This window comes from Dyadobacter sp., from assembly GCF_017744695.1.
Lineage (GTDB): Bacteria > Bacteroidota > Bacteroidia > Cytophagales > Spirosomataceae > Dyadobacter.
The window spans coordinates 204,604-222,260 of the sequence record NZ_JAGIAS010000007.1; the positions used below are offsets into that span (position 1 = coordinate 204,604).

Below are 17,657 nucleotides of genomic sequence, written 5' to 3' on the forward strand. Positions count from 1 at the left end.
GAATTTTTTGAATTTAAGTTAATAATAAACGCTTCGCTGTCAGGTTTCGTCAGGGGTAGTCAAGAGGGGTCATGAGTAGTCATGAATTGTCAGGTATAGTCATTTATTGTGACTGGTCCTTATCTTGAATCACCGCGAACCGTTGCCTATTGTTTTAATGTAGTTGTTAAGCTTAATGGATAACAACTCGCAAAGTTGGTTCAATTCTGTGAATTTTTCCTTAGAAATCAGATTCCTGTTTAATGCTTTGGTAAGCCAGGTTACCGTCTCCTTTAAAGAACCTCTCGAATAGTAGCAGAAGTTCAGATGCTCTTTGTAATGGTATCTTCCAAAGCCTTCGGCGATATTGGCAGCGATAGAATCGGCGGCGCGGATCAGTTGTTTGCCAAATGCGTCTTTCACAAAATAGCTCCAATCGTCCACAATTCGCCATATTTCGTCGCCAATCCGCATTGCCAGCTGGTATACGCGTAGTTCTTCCAGTTTCATGAGTGCAGCTGATTTGTTACCGAATTGATACGCGAGAATCCCTTGTTGGTAACGGCTTGTAGAATAGGCCTATCAACTTCACAACAAATGACTTCCTGACTACATTTGACCATATCTGACTATTTCCTGACCAGGCTTGACTACACCCGACTAATTCCTGACCAGACCAGACTAATTCCTGACCAATTTCTGACGATAATTGTTACCTTTGCGTCAAAATTTTGTCAACCCATTTCGTACAATAAAAATACCGGAAAATGGCTCAAACATATGATGTGATTGTAATTGGTAGCGGCCCTGGGGGTTATCCCGCAGCCATTCGTGCTTCCCAATTAGGACTTAAAGTTGCTATTGTTGAAAAAGAAAGTTTAGGAGGGATTTGCCTTAACTGGGGTTGTATTCCAACAAAAGCGTTGCTGAAAAGTGCTCAGGTTTTCGAGTATATCAAGCACGCAAAAGATTACGGTATCAATGTAAGCGACTCATCGGCCGATTTCGGAGCGGTGATCAAACGCAGCCGCGGCGTGGCTGATACCATGAGCAAAGGGGTGTCGTTCCTGATGAAAAAGAACAAGATCGACGTCATTATGGGTACCGGTAAAGTAAAAGGCCAGAAAACGGTTGAAGTAACTGACAAGGATGGCAAAAAGACTGATTACAGTGCTTCAAAAGGAGTAATCATCGCAACAGGCGCACGCGCACGCGAATTGCCGAACATCAAACTCGACGGACAGAAAATCATCGAATACCGCAAGGCAATGAGCCTTGAAAAACAGCCTGCTTCCATGCTGGTAATCGGCTCCGGCGCGATCGGAATGGAGTTCGCTTATGTTTATAACTCCATGGGTACCAAGGTTACCGTGGTGGAATTCCTTCCTAACCTGGTTCCGGTTGAAGATGAAGAGATCTCAAAAGAGATCGCTAAGCAATACAAGAAGATCGGTATCGAAACTTTGGTAAACTCTTCGGTGGAGAAAGTGGATACCAGCGGCAAAGGCTGCAAAGTGTCCGTTAAAACACCGGATGGCGAGAAAACTTTCGAAGTAGACGTAGTGCTTTCAGCTGCGGGTATCGTATCTAACATCGAAAACATCGGCCTGGAAGAAACTGGTATCAAAACCGATAAAGGTAAAATTGTTGTCAACGAATGGTACGAAACCAGCGTTCCTGGCTTCTACGCGATCGGCGACTGCACGCCTGGCCAGGCATTGGCACACGTGGCAACAGCCGAGGGGATCATCTGCGCTGAGAAAATCGCAGGTCACAAAACCGAAGCATTGGATTATGGCAACATCCCTGGATGTACTTATTGCCAGCCGGAAATCGCATCGGTAGGTTTCACCGAGAAAAAAGCGAAAGAAGCTGGTTACGATATCAAAGTAGGTAAATTCCCGTTCAAAGCGTCTGGTAAGGCGGTAGGAGCCGGCGTTACCGACGGTTTCGTAAAAGTAATTTTCGACGCGAAATACGGTGAATTCCTCGGAGCCCACATGATTGGCGCGAACGTAACCGAAATGATCGCAGAGGTAGTAGTAGCCCGCAAGCTGGAAACAACATCTCACGAGATTATGCGCGCCATCCACCCGCACCCAACCATGTCGGAAGCACTGAAAGGCGCTACCGAAGCGGCTTACGGCGAGGCGATTGATTTGTAAGATTGTAAGACTTCGGCTGTCGGCTTTCGGCTGTCGGAATATTGATTATGGCAATGCCCGGGAGTTATTCCGGGCATTGTTTATTTTTACTCAAAACACTGCTCAACTTCCTATGTCTGCTAATACACTAACCGAGCGATATTCCGAGAATCTGGAAGCATTCATTCGCTTGAAACAGGTGGAGGGAGACCTGCGTCGTTCCAATCCGAATTCTAAAAATAGGCGAACTATGGACATTAGCAGTGGAGATGTTTTGCAACTATTGAAAAGTCTCAATAAACATCAGGTCAAATACCTACTTGTGGGTGGAATGGCCGGCGTCGTCCACGGGCATGTGCGCACTACTATGGATATGGACCTCTGGATAAGCAATACGCCGGAGAACACAGAAGCATTCATTCACGCATTGGTTGAAAACGAGGTGGTTGGAGCGGAACTGCTGAGGACAATGCCGCTTATTTTCGGCTGGACGTCGGTCCGTTTTGGAAAATCAGGTTTCGAACTGGATTTGGGACATGCTTTGAAGGCTTTCGCAGAAACAGACTTTGATGCATGTTACGAAAGGGCACTGGTAGCTGACTATAACGGGGTGCCCTTCCGAGTGCTCCATTTACCCGATTTAATAACAGAAAAGAAAGCCACCGCAAGACACAAGGATCTCGGGGATGTCGAAGAACTACAACGCATTTGGGAAGAATTGAACAACGATAAACCGTAGTCGGCGGCGGTTTGGATTGTCGTTGTTCAAAAAAAAGTCTGAAAGCCGACTGCCGAAAGCCGAAGTTCTACCTCACCTTCTGCCTACGCTGCATCGCCTCGCGCCACGTTGTCAGCACAATCCCTTCCTTCTCGATATACTTTCTTAATTCCGGGTCGATCATCGCCAGGAAGTCGCCTTCGCGGGTGGGCCAGGAGTCGGAGATTTGTGGGAAAACTTCGGTGTGGATCGTGCAATGCATGATCACCATTGTGAGACCGGGTTTCAGCTTGCCAATTGCTTCGATGTATTTCGCAGTTTTGTATTTCTGCAATGCCTTCTCGGATTTATCGCCGTTTTCGGGGCCCTTCCAGCCATAGCTGCTGTTTTCGAGGTCGTCGAGGACGGGCAATCCTGCCGCCCAGAGTTGCTGTCCTACTTTTTGGGTCATTTCGAATTGCTGGTCGATCATCTTTTCTTCACCTCGAATAGCAGTATTGTGCCCACCGGGGAACATGACCGGGATTTTCTCCTGCATTCCTACTTTCAGATACCTTTCCAAAAATTCCGGCGTCGCGAATAGCGTACCCATATGCGAGTCCAAATGTGTGGGTTCGAAGCCCATCGTACGGGCGCGTTCGAGTTGTGCGCGGATTTCGGTTTCCACTTCATCGGGCGAGGCATTTTTAACAACATCCGCCACGCTTCTCCACAATGCGCCTTCGGTATCGGTGAGGCCTTTTACATTCGTTTTGCCGGCGAGCGGCCCCCAGCGATAATCTTTCCATTCCGATGTCATCGTCAAATGCAGACCGGCGTCGATATCCTTATTTTCTTTCCAGTAATGCACAAAGCCCGGTACCCAGCCGCAGGGCATCATTACGCTCAGTGAATTGGCGACGCCTTCGCGGATGGCCTTAATAGCCCCCTGGTTGGATTCATAGGACATTCCTACGTCGTCGACGTGGATAATGAGGACCTTTTTGCCTTTTGGGTATCCGAGCTTTTCGGCGTAGGTGGGTTCGGTTGTTTGGGCGAAAACGTTGCCGGACAACAGCACGGCAAATAGCAGTAATACTTTATTCATAAGCTCATTATTTGGTTATGTTTGCGGTGATCATTAACAGACTATACCTCTTATGAAGAAGTTCGTACTAGCGTTTTTACTGCTTTTTTACATAGGCCGATCGTACGGGCAAAATGTATCGCCGAAGGAAATCGTTAGGAAGTCTTTTTTGAAAACCACAGGAGGTAGAAAAGTCAATAGTTTTAAACTCGTTACCACTTTTGACCGGCCCGGTACTGATGCTTTAAAACAAACGCAACGCAGTCCGATGCGCGATTTGATGGAGGAGCTCATGAGTATTGCCCCTGATTCGGTCAAAGAGCAGATGGCTACCGAAATGAAACGTGCGAGTGAAACCCTGGACCAGGAACTGGTCGCGATGCATGAGCGATTGGTGGATATTTCTTTTACCGATCTGAGTTTAAAAAAGGCAGCTAACCTACGAATAGGTTTAACAGGTGCTCAGGATACAAGCCGAGCAGTGACGGAGCTTCGCGATGGCAAAATGGCTGCGGTTTTGTTGAATAACCCGGTGTTAATGCTTCAATACATGGCGTCTGATACGGTCGAACTTCACTACACGGGGGCGACGGTATCGGAGAATGAGGATCAGCACATAATACAAGTAAAGGTTAACGGAAAATGGCTGGACGTGATGATTGGGAAGGAAAGCCGGCTCGTGTCACGGATCGTCATTCCACGGGTCGATACAGATCCGCTGATGGGGAAAGGGCCGGTGCATTATCAAGAGAATCATGTTTTCAGCAACTACAAGAAAATATCCGGCCTGCTGCTGCCGTCCGGTTTGGAGGAAACCAGTACCAGTTTCGGCGTGACAGTCAGGTACAATTTGGCCTGGAGTCATATCAATGAGGTATTTCCCGATTCGACCTTTGCCCGTGAGCCCACGCCGGAAGAGAAAGCCAGGTTTAGGTTTACCGATATGGGAAATAATCTTTTTCTCATGGAGTTAACCGGGTGGCATTCCGGCAGTGCGCGTACGCTTGTTGTAGAAAGTAATCAGGTTGTCGACCTGTTTACCGGATTCATTTACAATGAAGAGATTATTGGAAAAATGAGGAAAGCACTGGATGAGAAATTCCCGGGGAAAAAGATCCGGAATATTTTTGGTATAGAGGCAATTTCCTGGGTTCAGGCACTTTCTGGCCTGTTTGACACCGGCACAGAGCTATATTATCCCAAAGGACTGGGACTTATGTCGGAGGATCAACGGCGCAGGTATAACCCGAAAGAGGACTCGATCTGGAATGCGCGGCTTTCAGATGGTACACTGCATTCCTTCGAAACCGATTTTGAGAAGGATGGCTATCGCATTTTTATGCTTAACTCAAACCCTAACCCTAACTATGAGAAATGGGAGGCCGGCTATTACCTGAGCAGCCAAAAGGTGATCTACGTGAATGGATACCTCGGAAATGCCAAAAAGGGACGAAGCGCTGCCCCCTGGGAAAAACGGTTGTATGAAATGATTACTCGTGAAGGATTGGCCGTTGAAAAGATAATATGCCCCAATGCACTTGCGCGCTCCGTGCCGCTCTCAATAAGCTACGAAGAGTTGCGGCTAAGGATTGCTGCACAATAGCCCTATTATTTCCACGTTATTTGCCAACATTTAACGCATCCCCCTAACATTCCTGCATGGCTAACTCGCGCAACCTGTTAACCTGTCTGCTATTGTGCCTGATCGTTCCCGCACAAGCACAGCATTTCTCATTAAGCCGTCTTTTTTATCCCAATCTCACGCTTAAAGCGGATTATAACGTGCCGTCGAGTCTCGACGGAACACGGGACTATGGCGTATCCCGCACCGGTTTCTTTGGTATAATACCCTTGCAAAGTGAGGTGCAGCTTGGTTACAGTCTGCGTAAAAAGTTTGATCTGAGAGCGGTGCATACGGTGGCACTGGCACAGTACACACAGATTCAGCCCACTTTCGACGGTAAGAATGATCCATCCAACGGTTACAAAACGTTATCGCTTGGTATCATCCGTTTGCAGGCCAGCATTAAGGACCGGCTTTGGGTCTATGGCGGTGGTTTGGGGATGACGGAAAGTAATGAGACGTTTTTCAGCCCGCAACCATTTTTCTGGGGCGGTGCGGCGCGGATGCATATTCTCGGTCTTCGTACGCAGTTTATGTACGGGTCCGTGTTAGCTTACAACCAGAAGTTGCGTTTCATTCCGGTATTAGGGATAAATAAGGGGCTAGGCAAAGACTGGCGCGTTTCGGCCTTGCTGCCTTTTATGGTAAATGCCAACTACAAAGCTACCAAGTGGTTCAATGTCGATTTTCTAGCCGGTCTCAATGGTTACAGCGGTGGTTTCCAGGTACAGACGCCGGAGGAGAAAGCGCTGCGGCGTGAAAATTACAGGCAGATCAAAACGGGTATCGCAGCCAATGTGCATTTGTTTTCGGTGCTGAATGTGTCGGTGGAAGCCGGCGTTACAACATTCCGGCAATTGCGAACATTCAACAGCGCCCGCGAAAACCTGACTTCTTACACACCCGCGACTACGCCTTACATAGGCGCGAGCGTACGCTACATAACGAGCCGGTCGCGGCTGTCGTCCAGATTTACGCGGCGAATGGGGTTAGGCGAAGGCGGCATTAACTGGTAATGAATTTTGCCCGCAAGTGAGAGCTAAACCAGCTTTTTAGCTTCCGATTTCAACAATGCCTTGTCAATAGGTACTACGCCGACCATTTCACACACCAGTCCGCCGCCGAGGTTGGAAATGGCAGCGACGCTTTTCGGCGGAAGTCCCAATGCCACGCAGCATGCGGCAATGCTGATCACCGTATCGCCCGCGCCGGAAACGTCGGCGATCTGGCGGATATGCGCCGGTAGCTTGTGGGTTTCGTCGTTGAAATCAATAAAAACCCCTCTTTCCGATAGAGTGATCAATGCGCCATTGACTTGAAGCGTATCTTTCAAATGCTGGACGGTCGCTTTCAGCTCGTCAAGGTTATCCACATTGAAGTCCACTTTCAACCCTTCGCGGAGCTCTTTCAAGTTGGGTTTGAAAAGCGTGACGTGGTTATAGGCGAGGAAGTTGCGTTTTTTGGGGTCAACCACAGTCGGTACGCCGTTAGCGTTCGCGAAAGCGGTAATTTCAGCGATGGATTCGGGCGTGAGCACGCCTTTGTCATAATCTTCAAAAATAATCACCTGGCAGGAAGGGATCAGCTCCTTGGCCTTCGCGATCAGTTGTTGGGTTTCTGCTTTGGAAACCGGTTTGTCGGTTTCGGTATCGATCCGCACAACCTGTTGCGAACCAGCGATAATTCGCTCCTTAATGGTGGTAATGCGGCCGTTGCTGCGGATCAGGCCTTCGCAGTTCAATCCTTTTTCTTTCAGGCTGTTTTCGAGCAGGTCGCCGGGGCTGTCGGTGCCGATTACCGAACAGATAATGGCTTCTGCACCAAGCGACTGTACGTTCAGCAGCACATTGCCTGCGCCACCCAGCCGGTATTCCCTTTTTTGAACATTGACCACCGGTACGGGCGCTTCCGGAGATATTCTTTCAACTTTCCCCCAAACATAGGAATCGAGCATCACATCGCCGATTACCAGTACACGAAGGGTATCAAATGCTTCAAAAACCTGATCGATTGTCATGTAGTTATGTGCTAAAAATGCCGGCAGATCTGTATTAAAAAATCAGACCTTGGCAACAAAATGCCGGCTGGTAACCTGAAATCTTTTATTGAGATAAAGCCGGTGCGCGTCCGTCCGGGCTGCATTCACACCGGAATCGAGATGGATTTCGTTGAACCCTTCGTTCCGGGCATATTCCGCAATCCAGTCGAGCAGCATTCCTGCATAACCCTTGCCACGTTGCGACGGCAAAGTCGAAAGATCGTCGATGTAGATGTATTTTCCACGAAAAAGATTGTAACCGGTTTCAAAAACGGCCACGGCGGCGGCATCAGGGCTACCATCTTCAATGAAAATGATCTGCCGGTTATCGGCGAGGGTTTGCTTTACGGCCTCTGTATAAATGTCGTCGGTCAGGAATGGCCGCAGCGCCTGGATGGCGCCGCGGCATTTAAGAATATCGGCATCGTTTTGGACGGTCTTGATCGTCATAATCCTTTGTTATGTCCTACGATGGTCAGATTGTTCAGATTGTGGCCCATTTTGTCACGTTTAGTGAGCAGGTATTTCTCGTTATACGGGTTAGCCGGGATTTCAATTCCTACGGAATCCACGATTTCGAGGCCATAGCCGATCAATCCGGCGCGTTTCTTGGGATTATTGGTAATCAGCTTGATTTTGGTAAGTTCAAGATCACGCAAGATCTGCGCGCCCACCCCATAATCGCGATCATCCATCGGGAAGCCCAGTTCAAGATTCGCTTCCACGGTATCGCGGCCCATTTCCTGCAATTTATAGGCCCTTAGCTTGTTCAAAAGACCAATTCCGCGGCCTTCCTGGTTCATATAAACGATCACACCTTTACCAGCCTGATCTACCATTTCCATGGCAGCGTGAAGTTGAGGGCCGCAGTCGCAGCGGCACGAACCGAAAATGTCGCCCGTCACACATGACGAATGCACGCGTACGAGCACGGGCTCGTCTTTTTCCCAGGTCCCTTTCACCAATGCCAGGTGCAAGTCGCCTGTGTTGATCTGACGGTAGGCGATCAGGTCGAAATGGCCCCATTTGGTAGGCATATCCACGCCTATTTCACGTTTGATCAGCGATTCTGCGCGAAGGCGGTATTCGATCAGGTCTTTGATGCTGACGAGTTTCAAGTTGAAGCGGTTGGCGATCTCGCGCAGCTGAGGTAGCCGCGCCATCGAACCATCTTCATTCAGAATCTCAACCAAAACACCTGCGGGAGATAATCCCGCCAGACGTGGGAAGTCGATCGCCGCTTCGGTATGGCCGGTACGACGAAGCACCCCGCCTCTTTTGGCTTTCAGGGGGAAAATATGCCCGGGGCGGCCCAGGTCGGTTGGTTTGGTATCTTTGCTGACGAGCGCCTGGATCGTTTTGGAACGGTCGCTGGCAGATATCCCCGTGGTGCAGCCATGCCCGAGCAAGTCGACGGAAACGGTGAATGCCGTTTCGTGCAGGGCGGTGTTGTTGCCCACCATCATTTCCAGTTCAAGTTCGGCGCAACGCTCTTCGGTAATCGGCACGCAGATCAGTCCGCGGCCTTCCCTCGCCATAAAATTGACTATTTCAGGCGTTACCAGCTCGGCAGCGCAAATAAAATCACCTTCATTTTCACGGTCCTCGTCATCTACAACGATGATAAGCTCCCCTCTTTTGATTGCTTCGATGGCGTCTTCGATAGAGTCCAGCGCAATCGGGTTTGTATTGTTACTCATTAATCGGGTTAATGAAAAAATAGTTTTAAACTAAAACTCGTTTTTACTTGACAAAGGTACGTTGATAATGTCGAAAGTTCTATTTTTGAACGTCCGTTACAGATTGAACAATGGATTTGCATGATCCGTTTCAACGGAGCCAATCCATACCGGCGCACCTTGCGGGGAACCTACTTTACTCACTATGAAACATAAGCTACTGATCGTATTTCTCCTAGGCATTTTTTCGCTTGTTAAGCAGGAAGTTTCAGGTCAGGGCGCTGGTGCGAGGACGGGAGCTACGCAAAGCTTTTGCGGGAATACAGGCGCATTTACCGTAATACCCGAAATGGGTTGCGCACCGATGACGGTCAATGTAAAAAACCGGGTGCCGAAGCCGGAGAGCCTTACTTATGCTTTCCGTTTCGACCGCAACCAGAACACCCCACCTAATCTAAGCGAGACAACACAGGATTCCTCCTTTACCTACACGACACCGGGTACTTTCACAATTTTGCAATACGGCAGCGCCGGTGGTACCGGTTTCAGCGCATGTAAGGACGTGGTCGTAAAGGAAACCCGCGGCCCGAAAGGAGAACTGATTACTTGTCCCAACGGAAAGGTAAGGGTCACGCTGGGCAACGATCCGGTGACGAAGGCATATGATGTGGTGACGATCAACTGGGGTGACGGCAAAAAAGAAGATATCAATCTAAAAACAAATACCACTGCATTTTTCGAGCATACCTACGCTCCGGGCGGCAGCGTTCCGGCCATTACACTAAAAGGATCCTATACCAATAGCGTGTGTAGTGCAGAGGCAACTACCACCACTTTAACGCCGGCTGAGCAGCAATCGCTCAGCAGTATCCGGATCAGAACCGTGGAAATGCCGGCAGATGGGAATGCGAAAATCACTTATGACGGAATGGAAGGCATCGAAACCAAGGTTTATATCGCCAAGGGAAGCGGAGATTTCATTTTTACCAACCAGAGCGGGCAAACCGGCGGCACCCAGGCAGCGTCGGTGCCTTTGCTGGATCCAAAGACTGTTTATCGCTTTCAGTTGTGGTCGACGGACATTTGCGGTAACGTCGTTAAAAGCCCGATCGTAAGCAGTATTGCAATCAAACAGGGAGGGTTGTCGCTCGATGAAATTATTTCCCTTGAGTGGGAAACAGAGCCTAATACCGATGGAGAGGTAGAATTTCAGTTGAAACGCAACGGCGCGGTGATTTTCACCACTCCAAACAAGCGTTCGTATGAAGATACTGATGTCAAATGCGGGAATACTTATCGATACGAGATCGTCACCATCATCAAGAATGACGTCCGTTCTTATTCTGCCCCTATCGAACTTAAACCTACAACCGCTCAACCGGACGATATTACCAATGCGCTGGTTACTGTGAAGGACGATAATACGATTACAACCAAAGTCGAGCTTTCGGGTGAAGGGATCACGAGTGGGTATAATCTGATTGTGGAGCGGGCATTGCTAGGCGGTTCGAATTTCGAACTGGTTTCACCGGCAAACAACCAGAGCCTGCAATGGGATGATACGAATGTAAATACCTCGCAAAATTCCTATTGCTACCGTTTCCAGTACGAGAATGCCTGTAAAATGAAATCTCTGTCGTTCAGCAAGCCCGTTTGCTCGATTTTGCTGAAAACGAATACTCCGGACATCGTCTGGACCGGCGATACGCCATTCATCAGTAATGTCGACAGCTACAATCTTCAACAGGTCGACGAGGGAGGCAATCTGATCAATGAAACACCCAAAGGGCTTGCCACCAGCCACACGCTCGATCTGGCATCTCAATCGGAGTTCAGCTACCGGATTGAGGCCAAATCGGGCAACTATACCAGTTTATCTAATTTGCTGAATTTCAGAAGCGAAGCCATTCTCCTGATTCCTGATGCCTTCACGCCGAATGGGGATGCCTACAACGAGCGTTTCGAAGTGAAAGCCTATTTTGTGAAGGATTTCAAGATGTCTGTTTTCAGCCGCTGGGGCGAAGTGGTTTACCATTCCGACAATATTACCGACGGCTGGGACGGCAACATCAAAACCGGCAAAGCACCGGGCGGTTATTACCTCTACAAAATCGAAGCGACCAATGCCTCCGGCCAGACAGTGGTCAAAAATGGGAGCTTTCTCCTAATAAGATAGGATTTTTTCAAGACTGTATCCCTCGGGATAATACTTTTTTAATATGCCCGTTTAATAGTTACGCGTTACTGCCACCCCTAAATAGCTTATTTTTGCTATTGCGTTTTTGAATTCGTTATGATTCCGGAAACTTATTGTTCTATCTATCGTCTTTGAAAAAAAGTCAGGGTTAAATATGCCACACTTATGAGAATAACATTACTTTCCTTCTCTTTCTTTTTTCTTATACTTTCAACGCTTGCTTCGTATGGACAGGGGCTGTGTGACCGCGGCGGCGGTGGCTTTGAGCTTGATAAGTACGAAGGTTGCGCGCCTTTGACAGTTAAAATCACAAATACAGTTCCCAACCCTATTTTGCTTGGATACAATGGCGGCTATGATGGTAAGTCTCTGAACCCCAGCTTCGTAGAAGTGTCAACCGCTACCTATAATCTTCCTGGTACATACATTCTTTTGCAGCAAGCTGCGATAAGTACTGGTAGGGTATATGCATGTAAAACGGTGAAGGTAAGTGAAACCAGAGGTATTGCCTCTACGTATTCTTCCTGCGGTGGCGGTAAGATTATTATGCTTCTGACAAATGATGCTATACTTAGTGCTTACGATGAGGTTGAAATAAAATGGGGCGACGGAGAAACCACAAAATGGCAGAAGGGAGCGTCGCTTGAATTGGTGCACAATTATGCAAGCGTCGCTTCTAGTCCGACGGTGATGATCACGGGTTTATATGGGGCTGGAAAAGCCTGCGATAAAGGTGTTACAGTCAATGTACCCATTAAATTCGAACGTCCGCAACTGAATGAAATCCAAATGAGTGCCGTAGAAATGCGTAGCGACGGTACGATCAGGCTGACCTACAAGGGGGTCACAGGGATTCCCACGAACATTCAATATAGCACTGACGGAACTTCATACACCACTTCCGGAAAGCGATCGACGGGTGGCACACAGCCTTACGATATTAAAGGACTAAATACCACTCAGAGCTACAAAGTAAGGTTGTCGTCCGAAGACCTTTGTGCCGGCAGCACCGAAACACAGCCGCTCAGTACAATGGTATTGACCGGAACATCTACCGATGGTACCAACACTTTGAAATGGAATCAATATCCCGATGCTGCGCAATTCGACGGCTATGACCTGCTTCGCGACGGAACCGTCATTAAGAGTTTTACCGGCATCGGCGAGACGAGCTATGACGATAATGATGTTGAATGCGGCACATTTGCAGAATATCAAGTTGTTGCGAAGTTAAAGACAGCTACTTCCACTTCGGCTGCTGTGGGTCTTAAAGTGGAAACAGGCAGCGCCAAGCCGTTGACGGGCGGCTCGGTTTCGGTACTGGACGGGGCCAGCGTGGCGATCAAAGCCGACGTCCCCGGTGCAGGCCCGAACACCACTTACGAACTGTCGATCGAACGTGCAGAAGCAGGCAGCACGCTTTTTAAGAAGATCATTACACTATATAATGAGAATTCGTACGTCGACAATGCTGCCAAAACGAGCGAATTGTCGTACTGCTATCGCATGAGCTACGAAAACTCGTGCGGACAGAAAGTGCCGGTTTCCGAACCAATATGTACCATTCTTCTCACCAAAAACCTCACAACCCTCAACTGGACGGCCGAAGCGCCTATTCTGGGCGGGTTTGAAGGGTATACCGTCGTGCAGACGGGTTCTGCCGGTACCGCGGAAGAAATTCCGGTTCAGAAAAATTTACGTTACACAGCGAAATTCAATAACCAGAGCGATCTGGAATACAACTTCCTGATCAGGGCCACCACCGTTGACGGCGATTTCGAGAGTTTGTCGAATATTATCAACTATCGGCGCAGCGCCGGCGTATTCGTTCCCGACGCTTTTACCCCCAACGGCGACGGCTTCAACGACATCCTGGAAGCGAAATCGGAACAGCTGCAATCGTTCGAATTGTCGGTCATGAACCGCTGGGGAGTGGTCGTTTTCCACTCTGACGACATTACCAAGGGTTGGGACGGAACTTTCAAAGGGACCAATGCGCCCGTGGGTTACTACTACTACAAGATGACTTTCGTCGACGACATCAATCAAACTGTTGAAAAAAGCGGTACTTTTATGCTTTTACGGTGAGGAACTATTTCCGTAAAATAAGTTTTTTCAAGGTTTAAACTTAATAAGTACAGCTATGTTTGGAAATATGGCGGACATGATGGGCCTCATGGGCAAAATGAAGGACCTTCAGTCGCGTATGAAAGAAGCACAGGAGCAACTGGTGTACATCACCGAAACCGCCGAATCGGGTGGGGGGATGGTGAAGGCTACCGTCGATGGAAAAAGAAAATTGCTCAGCCTGGACATTGATAAAGACATCATCAATGCCGATGATAAGGAAATGCTGCAAGACCTCATTGTGGCGGCAGTCAATAAAGCCAATGAGAATATCGAATCCAAAATTCAACAACATCTGCAAAAGGTAACGGATGGAGTGCTCCCCAATATTCCAGGGTTGGATTTGGGCAGCTTTATGAAATAACCGAATACCGAATGACTCCCTCTGTTGCGATTGTAATCCTGAATTATAACGGTCAGCATTATCTCGAAAAATTCCTTCCAAAAGTCATCGAACATTCCGGAAGCCATGCGATCTGGATTGCCGATAACGCTTCAACAGATCATTCGCTCGAATGGCTGAATACGCATTATCCGGAACTGAACACACTCACGATCAGTGAAAACAAGGGCTATGCGGGAGGTTATAACGATGCGCTGCGTCGCATTCAGGCAGACTATTACATTCTGCTCAATTCCGATATCGAGGTAACCGAAAACTGGATCGCCCCCGTAATCGCATTCATGGAGTCGGACCCGCTTATCGCTGCCTGCCAACCTAAAATACGCGCATACGACCTGCCTACCCACTTCGAGTACGCGGGTGCGGCAGGCGGATACATGGATTACCTCGGTTATCCTTTCTGCCGGGGGCGCATTTTCGATACCCGGGAAGAAGATCTCGGCCAGTACGACGATGAAAAGGATGTGTTTTGGGCCACGGGCGCCTGCCTTTTTGTACGTTCATCGGCATTTCATGCGGCATCGGGCTTCGACGAATCGTTTTTTGCCCATATGGAGGAAATAGACCTTTGCTGGAGGTTGCTTAATATGCGGTTCCGCATTACCTATTGCGGCAAATCGACGGTTTACCACGTGGGTGGGGGGACCCTGCACAAATCCAATCCGAAGAAGACATTTCTGAACTACCGTAACAACCTGATTATGCTCTTCAAAAACCTGCCGAAGGGCCGTAGGTGGAAGACGGTGCTCATCAGGTTGGTGCTCGACGGTATTTCCAGCGTGCGGTTTATGGCTACCGGAGCATGGCCCGACGTTTTGGCGATTGTAAGGGCGCACTTTGCATTTTACGCCATGATCCCCGAGTTAACCCGGAAAACACCACGGACCCGGTACAGGGCACCGCTTTACTACAGAAGTGTTGTGTGGGAATATTTTATGCTGGGGAAACACAAATTCGGCCAGCTTACAGGCATCGAGCCCATTAAAGCTCCCAGATTGTAGGGCTGTTATGCCGGCGCCAATGCTGGTGCAACTCCATCCAAAAGGCCAGTACGAGGTACAGGATAATGGGTGAACCGAAGGTCATGAAAGTGGCGTAGATGAAGTATTTCCTGATACTGCTCGCCGGGAAGTTGAGCTTTTCTCCTAGTTCCGCACAAACTCCAAATATTTGGTTTTCAACGAAATACCTAAACTTGTTCATACCTGCTTTTTGATAATTGCCTCATAATTAGCGATTTTCACCCGAATATGCAATTCTGCCGTGTGAAATTTGCTTTAAATGAGCCAAAAAGGCAAAATACCGCTTGCTCGTTAAATTTTCAAATTCTTTAATCAAATAAATTGTTTTACAAACAATTTTTGTTTCTTTGTGATTGAAGAATTTGTAAGTTGTTCATTATAATCAAGATGTCTTCGGAAGATTTTCCAAAATTTCTTTTGCTAATGCGTTGAGCCTCCCTCAATTATTTGGTATAGCCATTTCGACTTTTAACTGAAACGCCTACATATCTTCTGTATTTTCACCTTATTTCAATTTTTTTATTTCAACTATTATGCCAACAGGTACTGTAAAATTTTTCAATGAAGCTAAGGGATACGGCTTCATCGTGGAAGACGACACAAAAAAGGACATTTTTGTCCATGTGACAGGATTGGGAGGACTTACTATCCGTGAAAATGACCAAGTAGAATACGAAGTCGTTGAAGGAAAAAAAGGACTTAACGCTGTGCAGGTAAAAAAGATATAATTGTATTTTTTTTGCAAGAGAAATTAAAAATGCCGCTAGTGGAGCGGCATTTTTAATTTATAAGCTATTCCACCCAGGACTTCACATCGTCCAGCAGAGGCATTTTTTCATCTATTTTGAGCTTCTTGCGCATCCCTCCCAAATCATTGAAAATCTTGTTCGGATTTGCACTTTTCAGTTGCTCGATCGTCAGGATATTCATCTTCTGCAACGCCGGTACCCACACTGCGGGTACGCCCGCAGTTACGTAATCCGATTCTTTCGCGATCTCCGCCTTTTTTTCAGGACGCATTTGCGGGAAGAAAATTACTTCCTGAATGCTGGCGTTGTCCGTAAGCAACATAGTAAGGCGGTCGATACCGATACCGATACCTGCGGTTGGCGGCATGCCGTATTCCAGTGAGCGGATAAAGTCATCGTCCATCTCCATGGCCTCGTCGTCGCCCTTTTCTTTCAGGCGAAGCTGATCTTCAAAGCGCTCTTTCTGCTCGATCGGGTCGTTAAGCTCGGAATAAGCATTGGCTACCTCGCGGCCATTGACAAACAGCTCGAAACGTTCCACCATGCCTTTTTTGGTGCGGTGCTTCTTAGTCAGCGGCGACATTTCAACCGGGTGATCGATGATGAAAGTAGGTTGGATGATGTTCGATTCCACTTTCTCTCCGAAAATTTCATCGATCAGCTTGCCTTTGCCCATGCTTTCGTTCACTTCCATTCCCCACGCCCGGCATTGCTCACGGATCGCGACTTCGTCGAGCGCTTCCACGTCGAGACCGGTATATTGCTTGATCGCATCGGTGATGCTCAATCTCGGATAAGGGCCTGCAAAATCCAGTTCCACATCCCCGAATTTCGCCTTGGTAGTGCCATTCACAGCCAGTGCTACTTTTTCGAGCACTTCCTCGGTCATATTCATCATCCAGAGGTAATCCTTGTAAGCTACATAAAGCTCCACGGTGGTAAACTCCGGATTGTGGGTACGGTCCATTCCTTCGTTGCGGAACAGTTTCCCAAACTCATAAACCCCTTCAAAACCACCTACAATGAGGCGTTTCAAATGAAGCTCCGTCGCGATACGCAGGTACAGGCCCAGGTCGAGCGCGTTGTGGTGCGTCGTGAACGGGCGTGCGGCCGCGCCCCCGTGAATGGATTGCAACACCGGTGTTTCTACTTCGAGCCAGTTATTGGCATCAAAATATGAGCGCATGGTCGTGATGATCCGGGCGCGTTTGATGAATATATCACGCACTTCCGGGTTCACGATCAGGTCCACGTAACGCTGGCGGTAACGCAGTTCCGGATCGGTAAAGCCGTCGTGAACATTTCCATCCTCGTCGCGTTTCACGACCGGCAATGGACGGAGTGATTTGTTCAATATCTTGAACTCCTGCACGTGCACGGAAATCTCACCGGTTTGGGTAGTGAAAACAAATCCTTGTACGGCGATAATATCACCGATATCGAGCAGTTTCTTGAAAACGGTGTTGTACAATGTCTTGTCTTCGCCCGGACAGAGATCGTCACGGCGGAAGTACAGCTGGATACGTCCGGTGGCATCCTGAAACTCGGCAAATGCAGCGCTTCCCATAATGCGGAAGCCCATGAGCCGGCCGGCCATCGTCACGTTTTTATAGTCGATCTTGTTGTTTTCGTAGTTTTTGAGAATGTCGGCCGCGTAGGCGTTTACGACAAATTCTTCCGCTGGATAAGGCTCAATGCCCATTCGCATGAGTTCCTCGCGTTTTTGACGGCGCAGTATTTCCTGTTCGCTCAGTAGCATCTTACAGCAATGGATTGGTAAATGGAAGTAGGTATTCCAAAAGAGTGCGCAAAACTACTACATTTTGTCCTGAATAGCGAGTAAAGCGGCCGTTAAGATACTGCAATGGCCGGTGGGACATTATTTCTGGCACGCTATTAATGTCTTGCTTA

The 17,657-nt window shown here is 48.3% G+C and carries 16 protein-coding genes; 9 read left to right on the forward strand and 7 right to left on the reverse strand.

Features of this window, described 5'->3' with window-relative positions:
• Positions 1–129 precede the first annotated feature (129 nt).
• A complete protein-coding gene (locus J7619_RS24135) occupies positions 130–489 on the reverse strand; it encodes a four helix bundle protein (protein WP_291204844.1) in 360 nt (119 codons plus the stop codon).
• 257 nt (positions 490–746) lie between these two features.
• Between J7619_RS24135 and lpdA the strand changes: the two genes are divergently transcribed.
• On the forward strand, positions 747–2,144 hold the full coding sequence (gene lpdA / locus J7619_RS24140) for a dihydrolipoyl dehydrogenase (RefSeq protein WP_291204847.1): 1,398 nt from the start codon (positions 747–749) through the stop codon (positions 2,142–2,144).
• Between the two features lie 112 nt (positions 2,145–2,256).
• Positions 2,257–2,862: a nucleotidyltransferase gene (locus tag J7619_RS24145; protein ID WP_291204850.1), complete on the forward strand. Its 606-nt coding sequence runs from the start codon at positions 2,257–2,259 to the stop codon at positions 2,860–2,862.
• A gap of 67 nt (positions 2,863–2,929) precedes the next feature.
• Here J7619_RS24145 and J7619_RS24150 read toward each other — a convergent pair whose 3' ends face one another.
• Positions 2,930–3,928, reverse strand: coding sequence for a polysaccharide deacetylase family protein (locus tag J7619_RS24150; protein ID WP_291204852.1), 999 nt, complete (start codon positions 3,926–3,928; stop codon positions 2,930–2,932).
• 52 nt (positions 3,929–3,980) lie between these two features.
• On the opposite strand from J7619_RS24150, the gene J7619_RS24155 reads away from it, so the two are divergent.
• Complete coding sequence (locus tag J7619_RS24155) at positions 3,981–5,510, forward strand: hypothetical protein (RefSeq protein WP_291204856.1); 1,530 nt, start codon at positions 3,981–3,983, stop codon at positions 5,508–5,510.
• A 56-nt stretch (positions 5,511–5,566) separates the two neighbouring features.
• The gene (locus tag J7619_RS24160; RefSeq protein WP_291204859.1) at positions 5,567–6,547 is read left to right on the forward strand and encodes a DUF6268 family outer membrane beta-barrel protein; all 981 of its coding nucleotides are present in this window, start codon (positions 5,567–5,569) and stop codon (positions 6,545–6,547) included.
• Positions 6,548–6,570: 23 nt separating this feature from the next.
• Here J7619_RS24160 and J7619_RS24165 read toward each other — a convergent pair whose 3' ends face one another.
• The 3 genes from J7619_RS24165 to J7619_RS24175 are packed head-to-tail and all read right to left on the reverse strand — an operon-like array spanning position 6,571 to position 9,269.
• Entirely contained in the window at positions 6,571–7,548 is a 978-nt protein-coding gene (locus tag J7619_RS24165; RefSeq protein WP_291204861.1) for a bifunctional heptose 7-phosphate kinase/heptose 1-phosphate adenyltransferase, read from the reverse strand.
• A gap of 42 nt (positions 7,549–7,590) precedes the next feature.
• Positions 7,591–8,019, reverse strand: a complete 429-nt coding sequence (locus tag J7619_RS24170) for an N-acetyltransferase (protein WP_291204864.1) — start codon at positions 8,017–8,019, stop codon at positions 7,591–7,593.
• Entirely contained in the window at positions 8,016–9,269 is a 1,254-nt protein-coding gene (locus J7619_RS24175; RefSeq protein WP_291204867.1) for a bifunctional 3,4-dihydroxy-2-butanone-4-phosphate synthase/GTP cyclohydrolase II, read from the reverse strand. The genes J7619_RS24170 and J7619_RS24175 overlap by 4 nt, the downstream gene beginning before the upstream one ends.
• A 184-nt stretch (positions 9,270–9,453) precedes the next feature.
• On the opposite strand from J7619_RS24175, the gene J7619_RS24180 reads away from it, so the two are divergent.
• From J7619_RS24180 to J7619_RS24195, 4 genes are all read left to right on the forward strand, one after another.
• A complete protein-coding gene (locus J7619_RS24180; RefSeq protein WP_291204870.1) occupies positions 9,454–11,424 on the forward strand; it encodes a gliding motility-associated C-terminal domain-containing protein in 1,971 nt (656 codons plus the stop codon).
• Between the two features lie 186 nt (positions 11,425–11,610).
• The gene (locus tag J7619_RS24185) at positions 11,611–13,533 is read left to right on the forward strand and encodes a gliding motility-associated C-terminal domain-containing protein (RefSeq protein ID WP_291204873.1); all 1,923 of its coding nucleotides are present in this window, start codon (positions 11,611–11,613) and stop codon (positions 13,531–13,533) included.
• 55 nt (positions 13,534–13,588) lie between these two features.
• Positions 13,589–13,936: a YbaB/EbfC family nucleoid-associated protein gene (locus J7619_RS24190; RefSeq protein ID WP_211302183.1), complete on the forward strand. Its 348-nt coding sequence runs from the start codon at positions 13,589–13,591 to the stop codon at positions 13,934–13,936.
• Between the two features lie 11 nt (positions 13,937–13,947).
• Entirely contained in the window at positions 13,948–14,976 is a 1,029-nt protein-coding gene (locus J7619_RS24195) for a glycosyltransferase family 2 protein (protein WP_291204880.1), read from the forward strand.
• On the opposite strand, the gene J7619_RS24200 is transcribed toward J7619_RS24195, so the two are convergent.
• A complete protein-coding gene (locus J7619_RS24200) occupies positions 14,957–15,178 on the reverse strand; it encodes a PspC domain-containing protein (RefSeq protein WP_015813454.1) in 222 nt (73 codons plus the stop codon). The genes J7619_RS24195 and J7619_RS24200 overlap by 20 nt on opposite strands.
• A 352-nt stretch (positions 15,179–15,530) precedes the next feature.
• On the opposite strand from J7619_RS24200, the gene J7619_RS24205 reads away from it, so the two are divergent.
• On the forward strand, positions 15,531–15,725 hold the full coding sequence (locus J7619_RS24205; protein WP_015813455.1) for a cold-shock protein: 195 nt from the start codon (positions 15,531–15,533) through the stop codon (positions 15,723–15,725).
• Positions 15,726–15,789: 64 nt separating this feature from the next.
• Here the strand turns inward: J7619_RS24205 and lysS are convergent, their stop codons facing one another.
• Positions 15,790–17,505 (reverse strand): lysine--tRNA ligase, encoded by a 1,716-nt coding sequence (gene lysS, locus J7619_RS24210; protein ID WP_291204883.1) that lies wholly within the window; start codon positions 17,503–17,505, stop codon positions 15,790–15,792.
• Positions 17,506–17,657: the final 152 nt, after the last annotated feature.

Coding starts and splice junctions, on each gene's coding strand:
- lysS (WP_291204883.1), bottom strand. CDS start 17,505: ATGCTACTGAGCGAACAGGAAATACTGCGCCGTCAAAAACGCGAGGAA.
- J7619_RS24200 (WP_015813454.1), bottom strand. CDS start 15,178: ATGAACAAGTTTAGGTATTTCGTTGAAAACCAAATATTTGGAGTTTGT.
- J7619_RS24135 (WP_291204844.1), bottom strand. CDS start 489: ATGAAACTGGAAGAACTACGCGTATACCAGCTGGCAATGCGGATTGGC.
- J7619_RS24175 (WP_291204867.1), bottom strand. CDS start 9,269: ATGAGTAACAATACAAACCCGATTGCGCTGGACTCTATCGAAGACGCC.
- J7619_RS24160 (WP_291204859.1), top strand. CDS start 5,567: ATGGCTAACTCGCGCAACCTGTTAACCTGTCTGCTATTGTGCCTGATC.
- J7619_RS24155 (WP_291204856.1), top strand. CDS start 3,981: ATGAAGAAGTTCGTACTAGCGTTTTTACTGCTTTTTTACATAGGCCGA.
- J7619_RS24180 (WP_291204870.1), top strand. CDS start 9,454: ATGAAACATAAGCTACTGATCGTATTTCTCCTAGGCATTTTTTCGCTT.
- J7619_RS24205 (WP_015813455.1), top strand. CDS start 15,531: ATGCCAACAGGTACTGTAAAATTTTTCAATGAAGCTAAGGGATACGGC.
- J7619_RS24185 (WP_291204873.1), top strand. CDS start 11,611: ATGAGAATAACATTACTTTCCTTCTCTTTCTTTTTTCTTATACTTTCA.
- lpdA (WP_291204847.1), top strand. CDS start 747: ATGGCTCAAACATATGATGTGATTGTAATTGGTAGCGGCCCTGGGGGT.
- J7619_RS24145 (WP_291204850.1), top strand. CDS start 2,257: ATGTCTGCTAATACACTAACCGAGCGATATTCCGAGAATCTGGAAGCA.
- J7619_RS24150 (WP_291204852.1), bottom strand. CDS start 3,928: ATGAATAAAGTATTACTGCTATTTGCCGTGCTGTTGTCCGGCAACGTT.
- J7619_RS24170 (WP_291204864.1), bottom strand. CDS start 8,019: ATGACGATCAAGACCGTCCAAAACGATGCCGATATTCTTAAATGCCGC.
- J7619_RS24165 (WP_291204861.1), bottom strand. CDS start 7,548: ATGACAATCGATCAGGTTTTTGAAGCATTTGATACCCTTCGTGTACTG.
- J7619_RS24195 (WP_291204880.1), top strand. CDS start 13,948: ATGACTCCCTCTGTTGCGATTGTAATCCTGAATTATAACGGTCAGCAT.
- J7619_RS24190 (WP_211302183.1), top strand. CDS start 13,589: ATGTTTGGAAATATGGCGGACATGATGGGCCTCATGGGCAAAATGAAG.